Annotated in this window: 10 protein-coding genes; 5 read left to right on the top strand and 5 right to left on the bottom strand. The window is 75.8% G+C overall.

Annotated elements, in window-relative coordinates:
* Positions 1–112 precede the first annotated feature (112 nt).
* Together ABD361_RS29850 and ABD361_RS29845 are read right to left on the bottom strand one after the other, a co-directional pair.
* On the bottom strand, positions 113–1,660 hold the full coding sequence (locus ABD361_RS29850) for a hypothetical protein (RefSeq protein WP_344440044.1): 1,548 nt from the start codon (positions 1,658–1,660) through the stop codon (positions 113–115).
* Between the two features lie 24 nt (positions 1,661–1,684).
* On the bottom strand, positions 1,685–1,879 hold the full coding sequence (locus ABD361_RS29845) for a hypothetical protein (RefSeq protein WP_344440042.1): 195 nt from the start codon (positions 1,877–1,879) through the stop codon (positions 1,685–1,687).
* Between the two features lie 105 nt (positions 1,880–1,984).
* On the opposite strand from ABD361_RS29845, the gene ABD361_RS29840 reads away from it, so the two are divergent.
* Entirely contained in the window at positions 1,985–2,401 is a 417-nt protein-coding gene (locus tag ABD361_RS29840; protein ID WP_344440040.1) for an ankyrin repeat domain-containing protein, read from the top strand.
* Between the two features lie 31 nt (positions 2,402–2,432).
* Here ABD361_RS29840 and ABD361_RS29835 read toward each other — a convergent pair whose 3' ends face one another.
* Positions 2,433–3,992 carry an ATP-dependent DNA ligase gene (locus ABD361_RS29835; protein WP_344440038.1) on the bottom strand — a complete coding sequence of 520 codons (1,560 nt, stop codon included), beginning with the start codon at positions 3,990–3,992 and terminating at the stop codon, positions 2,433–2,435.
* A 154-nt stretch (positions 3,993–4,146) separates the two neighbouring features.
* On the opposite strand from ABD361_RS29835, the gene ABD361_RS29830 reads away from it, so the two are divergent.
* Complete coding sequence (locus ABD361_RS29830; RefSeq protein WP_344440036.1) at positions 4,147–4,443, top strand: hypothetical protein; 297 nt, start codon at positions 4,147–4,149, stop codon at positions 4,441–4,443.
* Positions 4,444–4,489: 46 nt separating this feature from the next.
* Here ABD361_RS29830 and ABD361_RS29825 read toward each other — a convergent pair whose 3' ends face one another.
* On the bottom strand, positions 4,490–5,902 hold the full coding sequence (locus ABD361_RS29825) for a cytochrome P450 (RefSeq protein ID WP_344440034.1): 1,413 nt from the start codon (positions 5,900–5,902) through the stop codon (positions 4,490–4,492).
* A gap of 165 nt (positions 5,903–6,067) precedes the next feature.
* On the opposite strand from ABD361_RS29825, the gene ABD361_RS29820 reads away from it, so the two are divergent.
* A complete protein-coding gene (locus tag ABD361_RS29820) occupies positions 6,068–6,280 on the top strand; it encodes a hypothetical protein (RefSeq protein ID WP_344440032.1) in 213 nt (70 codons plus the stop codon).
* Positions 6,281–6,411: 131 nt separating this feature from the next.
* Here the strand turns inward: ABD361_RS29820 and ABD361_RS29815 are convergent, their stop codons facing one another.
* On the bottom strand, positions 6,412–6,840 hold the full coding sequence (locus tag ABD361_RS29815) for an SPW repeat protein (RefSeq protein ID WP_344440030.1): 429 nt from the start codon (positions 6,838–6,840) through the stop codon (positions 6,412–6,414).
* Between the two features lie 151 nt (positions 6,841–6,991).
* Between ABD361_RS29815 and ABD361_RS29810 the strand changes: the two genes are divergently transcribed.
* Both ABD361_RS29810 and ABD361_RS29805 read left to right on the top strand, forming a co-directional pair.
* Positions 6,992–7,120, top strand: coding sequence for a hypothetical protein (locus ABD361_RS29810; protein WP_344440028.1), 129 nt, complete (start codon positions 6,992–6,994; stop codon positions 7,118–7,120).
* 129 nt (positions 7,121–7,249) lie between these two features.
* Complete coding sequence (locus tag ABD361_RS29805) at positions 7,250–8,383, top strand: glycosyltransferase family 4 protein (RefSeq protein WP_344440026.1); 1,134 nt, start codon at positions 7,250–7,252, stop codon at positions 8,381–8,383.
* The last annotated feature ends 66 nt before the right edge of the window (positions 8,384–8,449 follow it).

Here is an 8,449-nt window from a genome sequence, read left to right as displayed (position 1 = left end):
GGACGGGCTGAAATCAGCCCGTCCGGCGTTTGAGGACACCGGGCGAAGCCCGGTCCGGGGGTGCTAGGGGGCGGAGCCCCGCTAGGAGACGGGGAGAGGGCGGGGCTGGGGCTCAGCCCGCCGCAGGCGCCTGCACAGGCTCCGGCACCAGCGCCGTCACCGCGCAGCGCAAGCGCTCCGGCGCCTCCTCGTCGTACGGGTCAGGCGTCGCCGGCACCTGCAGCCGGTGCACCGGCCCGGCACCCACCCGCGCGTACCCCCGCCCCGGCGGCACGCACTCCGGCGGTGTCGTGTGCGGCGCAGTCCCCAGCACCGCCGCGATCTGCTCGGGCGTGAGCGGGCCGAGCACGGCCCGGGCGCGGGTGTGGGTGAACAGCGCCTCGCCGAGGAGGCCGGCGGCCTCGTACTGCTCGCCCACGGCGACGGTGACGTTCGCGGTGCGCCCGTGCCGCAGCGGCACGGTCAGCAGGCCCTGCGGGTCGGCGCGGCCCTCGCCGGCGGCCAGGTGGCCGAGGGCGGCGGGCCGGTCGACGACGATCCACAGCGGCCGGCGGACGTCGTCGGGCGCCGGATGGCCCTGGCGGCGGGCGAAGTTCGCGGCCAGCAGCCGCCGCTCGGTCTCGCGGCAGGCCCATTCGAGGACGGACAGGGCGCCGGCGACGGACGACTCGACGGCGAGGACGCCTTCGCGGCCGGTGAGGAAGGCGTACTCGCCTGTGGCGCCGCCGTCCACGACGACGACGTCGCCGTGCTGCAGGGCCTGCAGCGTCACCGACCGCAGCAGGGTCGTGGTGCCGCTGCCGGCCTGGCCGAGGGCGAGCAGGTGCGGTTCGGTCGAGCGGGGTCCGGTGCGCCAGACGACGGGCGGGGCGTCGCGCAGTTCCTCGCCGTCGGTGACGGGCAGGGTGCGCTGGACGGCGCTGTCGTCGGTGAAGCCCAGCACCGTCTCGCCGGGGGCGGTCACGAAGCGCTGGGCGTGGATGCCGGTGGACAGCGGGGGCAGCGCGGTGAGGGTGAGGCGGTTGTCGGCCTCGTCCCAGTCGAAGCGGTACTCGGGGCCGCGCCCGGCCTTGAGCTGCAGCAGTTGTTCGATCCGGGAGCGGGCCCCGTCCTCGCCGTCGGTGAAGTAGCCGGGGTAGCGCAGCCGCAGGCCGGTGAGCCGGCCGTGCTCGTCGAAGGCGTGTTCGTCGAAGGCGGTCCGCCAGTCGCCGCCGTGTTCGTACAGCGGCCGGGGGTCCTGGGGCGCGGAGAAGTAGGGCACGAGCGCCTCGTAGAGGGCCTGCAGCCGGGTGCTTTCGGGGGTGTCCGGCTGCGGCGCGGCGGCGGTGCGGGGCCCGTGCTCGGCGCCGCGGGCCTGCCCGCGCCCGGCCCAGGCGCCGGCTGCGAGCAGGGCCGCGGTGCCCAGGGTGGGGCCGTAGGGCACGAGGGCGACGATGACCAGGCAGGAGGCGGCGAGCAGCAGGGCCGGGCCGCGCCGGTCCCGGGGGGTCCGCTCCCAGGTGCGGCGCCCGCGCCCGGCCAGGGCGCGCAGTCCGCGCAGGACGACGAGCAGGGGGTGCAGGACGTCCCTGGCGCTGTCGGCGGCGGTGCGCGCGAGGTCGCGGCCCCGGGGGGTCTCGGGGGCGGGCGTCAGGGTGCGGGGCAGTGCTCGCCGGCCCACGTCGGCCTCCTCTTCAGGCTCTTTTTAGAACTTGATCCCGCCGAGCAGGTCGGCCAGGCTCGCCCCGCCGGCCCGGATGCTGGGGGCGATCCCGGTCCCGGAGAGGTAGAAGCCGAACAGGGCGCAGATGATGCCGTGCGATGCCTTGAGGTTGTCCTTGCGGAAGAACAGGAACACGACGACACCGAGCAGTACGACGCCCGAGATGGAGAGGATCATGGGAATCTCCTGGGAACTGGGGGGCGGTCACCTCAAGTCCCTCCAGCTTCACAGAAAGTATTAATACGGCAACCGGTGATACACCCGTACGGAGGATGACAGACCATGCCCGAGCAGATGCCCGCATCCGAAGAGCCCGCACACGACCCGGAGGTGCTCCAGCTCGCGGCCAAGGTCTTCGACCTGGCGCGGCACGGGGACACCGACACCCTCGCCGCCTACGTGGACGCCGGTGTTCCGGTGAATCTCACCAATGACAAGGGCGATTCCCTGGTCATGCTCGCCGCCTACCACGGACATCCGGCGACCGTCACCGCCCTGCTGGAGCGCGGCGCCGACCCCGACCGGCCCAACGACCGCGGGCAGACCCCGCTGGCCGGAGCCGTTTTCAAGGGCGAGCAGGAGGTCGTGCGCATCCTCGTCGGGCACGGCGCCGACCCGGCGGCCGGAGTGCCCTCCGCCTTGGACACCGCCGCGATGTTCGCCCGCCAGGACCTGCTGGAGCTGCTGCAGGGCAAGTAAGGGACCCGCCGGACCGATAGTCAACCGGCAGTCAGGCGCCGGCGGTTGAGCCCCCGGACGCGAGCACCGTCTCGACGGTGTCCGCGTCCTCGGGGCGCTTGTCCTCCCGGTAGCGCACCACCCGGGCGAAGCGCAGGGTGACGCCGGCCGGGTAGCGCGGGGAACGCTGGATGCCGTCGTAGGCGATCTCCACCACCAGTTCGGGGCGCACCGTCACCGTGAAGCCGTCGTCGCTCACGGCGAGTTCGCGCAGGCGGCGCGTCTGCCAGGCCAGCATCGCGTCCGTCATGCCCTTGAAGGTCTTGCCGAGCATCGCGAAGGAGCCGTCGGGGCGGCGGGCGCCGAGGTGGATGTTGGACAGGCTGCCGCGGCGCCGGCCGTGTCCCCACTCGGCGGCCAGCACCACCAGGTCGAGGGTGTGCACGGGCTTGACCTTCAGCCAGGACGCGCCGCGCCGGCCGGCGGTGTACGGCGCGTCCAGGGCCTTGACCACGACGCCCTCGTGGCCGCGTGCGAGGACCTCGCGCAGGAAGTCGCGGGCGGCCGCGCGGGCCGCGGGGTCGGAGGGGTCCGGCACGGTCAGCCGGCGCACGCGCAGCGGTCCGGGCACCACCTGGGCGAGCACCGCGTGGCGCTCGGCGGCCGGCAGGTCGAGCAGGTCGCGCCCGGCGACGGACAGGGCGTCGAAGAACACCGGCGACAGCGGCAGGGCCCGGCCCGCGGCCGCCACGTCCAGGCGGGAGCCGACCCGGCCGGCCACGTCCTGGAACGGGTGCGGCCGCCCGGCCGCGTCCAGCGCGATCACCTCCCCGTCCAGCACCGCCGAGGACACCGGCAACGCCAGTGCCTGCGCGGCGAGTTCCGGCAGGCGTTCGGTGATCTCGTCGAGGGTGCGGGTGTAGACGCGCACCCGGTCGCCGTCCCGGTGCACCTGCACCCGGATGCCGTCCAGCTTCTCCTCCACCGCGCACGGGCCGAGCCGGTCCAGGGCCTCGTCGACGTCCTTGGCGCTCTGCGCCAGCATCGGCAGCACCGGCCGGCCCACCTCCAGGCGGAACCGGTCCAGCGCCGCCGGGCCCTGCACCAGCAGCGCCCGCGCCACGGCCCCCAGCGACCCGCCGAGCATCACCGCGCGCCGCACCTGAGCGGCGCCGGCGCCGGTGGCGGCCGCCAGGCCCTCGACGGCCAGGGCGTCCAGGGCGCCCTGGCGCAGCTCCCCGCCGATCAGCCGCACCAGGAAGTCCTGTTCCCCGGCCGTGGCGGCGCCCAGCAGCCCGGTGAGCAGCCGCTGCCGCTCGGCCCGGGCGCCCGGGCCCGCGACCGCCGCGAGCGCCTCCAGGGTGCGGTCCACCTCCCGTACGGTCAGCGTGGGCTCCGCGGCCGGCGGCGGGGGATGGCGCAGGGCGCTCCAGCCGACGCCGGTGCGGCGCTGGGGGAGCCGGCCCGCCAGGTAGGGGATGACGACGGGGGCGTCGTCCGGCTCGGCGCGCCGGAACAGCTGCGCCAGCAGCGCGGTCTTCTCCGTCCGGGCGGTGGTGGCCGCGACCTGCCCGGAGACCCGCGCGAACCTCGGCCAGCAGCATGCCCCCATCGTCCCCCCGGAAGCGCCGCGGCGCCCGCCATCGGGGTCACGGTGGGTGATGTCGCGCACACTTCGTGGAAGGGACGTAACCGGCCGGTGCCGCCCCGGGTTGCCGTACCGGCACCGCAGGACCGACGACGCAGGACGGAGCAGTGGTTCAGCGATGAGCAAGCGCCAGAAGGGCCGCCGGCACCGCAGGGTCAACCGCACCCCCCGCCCCGTGCGCTCCTCCCCGCCGCGCCCGGCGACCGGGCCGGAGCCCCGCGGCCTGGGCCGCCACGAGGCACGCACCTGGGAGGGGCTGCGCGCGACCGGCACCGGGGGCGCGTCGGTCGAGGAGCTGAGCGCGGCGGTGGGCTACCAGGCGCGCACCATCCTCAAGCACATGACCGGCCTGTCCGGCCAGGGCCTGGCCGAGCTCCGCGGCGACCGCTGGTACGCGGCCGGCGCCGGCCGCTGACGACGGCCGGGACCGCGGGGGCGCCCCGGGCGCCCGCCTGCGCCCCCTACGCCCGCCGGTACGGCCGGTAGCCGATGCGCAACCGCCCCGTGTCCAGCGCGTACGGCAGCGGCCGCGCCGGCCCCAGCCGTACGCCCGCCACCGCCAGTTCCCCACCGCGCAGGAACTCCGCGACGAACCCCGTGGCCAGCAGCAGCCCCACCTCCCTGCCGCTGCACCGTGCCTCGCCCCGCCCGAACGGGCTCGTGGCCCAGTCGGCCGGGGCCGAGCCGTCCAGCCACGTCTCGGGCGCGAAGCGGTGCGCGTGCTCCAGGCGCTCGGCGTCCCGGGCGTGGAAGCCGGCGGGCACCAGCACGTCGATGCCGCCGGGTGCCACCGCCGAGCGCCACCGCGTCTCGCCGGTGGTGCGCCGCAGCAGCTGCGGCACCGGGGGCCACAGCCGCACCGCGTCCAGGACGCAGGCCCGCAGGTACGGCATGTCCTGGAAGCCCGGCACCGTGGGGGTGGCGTGCCGCCGGTCGGCCTCGCGGACCTCCTGCGCGGCGCGCCGGTGCTGCTCCGGGTGCGTGGCCAGCAGGGTCAGGGTGCGCACCACCGCCGCGTGCACCAGCCCCAGCGCCATGAACCACTGGGCCACCTGCCCCTCGGGGGCGGTCTCGGGCCCGCGGGGCGCGGTGCGGAACAGCCCGGCCAGGCTCCGTGGGTCGGCCTCGCACAAGTAGCGCGCCTGACGCTGCATCATGGCCCGCCGCAGGCGGCGGGTGCGCCGGGCCCGCCGGGGCCGGGCGCCCAGCCAGTTGGCCTCGGCGAGCAGGGCGCCGAGCAGGCGCGAGAACTCCAGGTCGTCGGCGGCCGCCTCGCCGAGGAAGCAGCGCCGCCCCATGCGCTCGATCCGCTCGCGCAGCTGCTCCTGCGAGAGCCCTGCCTCCGCCCCGGGCCCGAGCAGGGCCCTGGCCTCCTGGGCGGCGATGCGCAGGAAGTGCCCGCCGAGCCGGTGCACTTCGCTGCCCGCGTCCAGCACCGCGTCGTTGAAGGCGCGCCGCGCGGTGCGCTGGCGGCCGTGCGAGGCGAGCAGCGACTGCGGCTGCACGGCGGCGAAGCCGCGCACCTTCTCCCGGGTGTCGACGGCGTAGAGCGCGACCGGGCCGTCGAGCACCTGCCGGACGTCCTCGGCGTCGAGCACCAGCAGTGCGGGGCCGGACAGGCCGCGCACCCGCACCGGGCCGCGGCCGTGCCGCCGGCGCAGGGCCTGCAGCAGCTCCGCCCCGCGCCGCTCGGGCTCCGCGCGGGCCACGAGGCGGGCGAGCCGGGGGCGGGTGCGGAAGATGCCGCGGGCGTACTCGGGCAGGAAGCAGCACAGGGCGAGCCGGAGGTTCTCGCCCGGGGAGGCCGCGGGTAGGGCCCGGGTGGGGGCCGGGTCGGCGGAGCCCGGGGTGCCGAACACCGTCGCGGTCGTCATGCCTGACACCTCTTGCGGTCGTGGGGGCCGGTGGGGGAGGGGAGCATTGCCACTTCCCGGCCGGTGAACCGGGGCCGCCGAAGATCAGCTGAGTATTCATCCGAGCGGGTGAATACCCTCTGGCCTGCGTTCTCTTGCCGCCGCGCGGCTTCTACCGTCGCCCGCATGCCTGACATGGATGAGATCATCCGACGTATTCGCCTGGACATGAACACGGAACTGCGCAAGCGGGCCCGCCGGGCCCAGGACGCCCCGTCGGGCTGGGCCGTGCGGGGCGAGAGCGGCGAGGTCCGCGGCCAACTGCCCCCGCACGACCCGGTGACCGCCGGGCCGGACCGGCAGCAGGCCGACCGGCCGCCCGGCCGCGGCCGGGCATGACGGGCCGTACGCGGCCGTACGCGGCCGTACGCGGCCGTACGCGGCCGTACGCGGCCGTACGCGGCCGTACGCGGCCCCGCCGCCCGGAGCAGCGGGCGGCGGGGCCTGGGGAAAGGGGGTGCGCGCCGGCGTCAGCGAGCCCGCCTGACCCCCATGCCCGCCAGGGCCAGGGCGACGAGGCAGCCCACGGCACCGACGATGACGTTGCTGACCGCGGCGCCGGTGGTGAACGGATGGCCCGAGACGACCCACGGCGTGATGATCGTCCAGACGGCCAGGCACAGCGCGGCCCAGCTCATGGCGTGCGTGCGCTCGTAGGCGTGGCCGAATCCACCGACCAGGCAGGCGAAGGCGATGCCCGTGATCAGGTTGTTGACCGACAGGGTCGTGGCGCCGTTGAAGCCCACGATCCACGGTGAAGCGGCCAGGTACACGCCGCACAGGAGCGCGAGGGCCTCGACGGCCTGGGCGACGGGGGTCGACGTCGTCTCCTCGGAGTAGGCGCGGAGCGCCACGATGTCCGGGTGCTGGTCGATCCGCGGCGACGTAGGGGCGGTCACGTCAGCCACCTTCTTTCAGCGAAAAGGTCCGACCTACTCGCATTTTAACCCAATTGCCTGCCAATTCACCCGGTTGGCGGCGTATGTGGTGAAGGTGGCAGGGAATGCTTACAGGTCCCAGAACGCCACTCGAGGGGGAGGCGACCCACCCATGCAGGATCCCGACGGACCCGACGAACGCACCCGCAACTGCACCGAGGCGTCCGAGACCACCGGCCGGACCTCGGCCGCGGCCGAGGACGACGACCCCGAATCCCACATCATCCGCGGCGTGGACTGACGGCGCGGACCGACCGCACCGACCGACCGCACCGACCGACCGACGGCGAGGACTGACGCTCACGGGACGTTCCCCGGGTGGAAAGATCCACGTGACCCACCGGGCGCGCGGCCCGAGGACAACAGCGGTATGCGTGTCGTCATCGTCACCGAATCGTTTCCGCCCGACGTCAACGGCGTCGCGCACTGCGCCTGGCAGACCGCCCGGCACCTCGCCCTGCGGGGCCACGACCCGCTGGTGGTGGCCCCCGCCCCGGCCCGGCGCTCCGCCGTCCCGGACGCCGCCATGCCCTGCCCCGTCGTACGCATACCCTCAGCCCCGCTGCCCGGCTACCCGCAACTGCGCGTGGCCCTGCCCAGCCGTCGCACGACCGCCGCCCTCGCCGCGCACCGGCCCGACGTCGTGCACCTGGCCAGCCCCTTCGTCCTGGGCCCCCGCGCCATGGCCGCGGCCGCCCGCCTGGACCTGCCCGCCGTCGCCGTCTACCAGACCGACCTCGGCGGCTACGCCCGCACCTACCTGGGCATGGGCCGCACCTACGCCTGGCACCGCATCCGCGCCGTCCACGCCGCCGCCGACCGTACGCTCGCGCCCTCCTCGGCCGCCGTGCGCGACCTGCTCGCCCACGGCGTGCCGCGAGTGGAACTGTGGCCGCGCGGCGTCGACTCCGAGCGCTTCCACCCGGCCCGCCGCGACCCCGAACTGCGCCGCGCCCTCGCCCCCGGCGGTGAGCTCATCGTCGGCTACGTGGGCCGCCTCGCCGCCGAGAAGCACGTGGACCTGCTGGCGGCCGTGTGCGCACTGCCCGGGGTGCGCGTCGTCGTCGCCGGCGACGGCCCGCAGGCCGCCCGACTGCGCACCCTGCTGCCCGGCGCCCGCTTCCTGGGCACCCGCACCGGCGACGAACTCGCCCGCATCTACGCCTCGCTGGACGTCTTCGTGCACACCGGTCCGCACGAGACCTTCTGCCAGACGATCCAGGAGGCACAGGCCAGCGGCGTGCCCGTCGTCGCCCCCGCGGCCGGCGGCCCGCTCGACCTCGTCGAGCACGCCCGCACGGGACTGCTGGTGCGGCCCCGCGACCCCGAGGCGCTGCGCGAGGCCGTCCTGACCCTGGAAGCGGCCCGCCGCACCCGCTCCCGCTACGCGCACGCCGCCCGCGCCGCCGTCCTCACCCGCACCTGGCCGTCGGTCGTGGACCGCCTGCTGATGCACTACGACGAGGTCCTGGCCGCCCGCGCGACCCGCGCGCTGGCGGCCTGATCCGCCGCATCGGGGAGATCGGACGGCGGTGCGGCGCCGGTGGTCGTGCACGGCGACCGCGGCCGG

The sequence above is a fragment of the Streptomyces luteosporeus genome (genome assembly GCF_039532865.1).
Taxonomy (GTDB): domain Bacteria; phylum Actinomycetota; class Actinomycetes; order Streptomycetales; family Streptomycetaceae; genus Streptomyces; species Streptomyces luteosporeus.
This window is presented reverse-complemented; position numbering and strand designations above follow the sequence as displayed.